This is a genomic window from uncultured Vibrio sp. (assembly GCF_947488985.1).
Lineage (GTDB): Bacteria > Pseudomonadota > Gammaproteobacteria > Enterobacterales > Vibrionaceae > Vibrio.
In genome coordinates this window covers 1-253 of sequence record NZ_CANLBV010000372.1, presented here as the reverse complement: position 1 = coordinate 253, position 253 = coordinate 1, and the positions used below count along the sequence as shown (strand labels likewise).

1 protein-coding gene is annotated in these 253 nt (G+C 44.3%); it reads left to right on the top strand.

What is annotated here, in order from left to right; translation table 11 throughout:
• Nucleotides 1-253: transposase (locus Q1A70_RS20680; RefSeq protein ID WP_299697710.1), on the top strand; the 253-nt coding region annotated here is incomplete at both ends.

Here is a 253-nt window from a genome sequence, read left to right as displayed (position 1 = left end):
ACAGGTGCAGCTACTGAAAGCTCAGAGCAAATAGGAAAAAGTCGCGGGGGTAACTCAACCAAAATTCACTTAGCCGTGGATAGTGGTGGTCTACCGATTTGTTTTGATTTATCAGAAGGCCAACGGCACGATATAGTGCATGCCGAAAGCTTGGTTGAGCAACTCAATGAAGTTAATACTATCGTTTGTGATAAAGGATATGACAGCGAACCTTTCCGTACTTTTGTTAAGGAGCGTGGCGGAGAAACGGTAA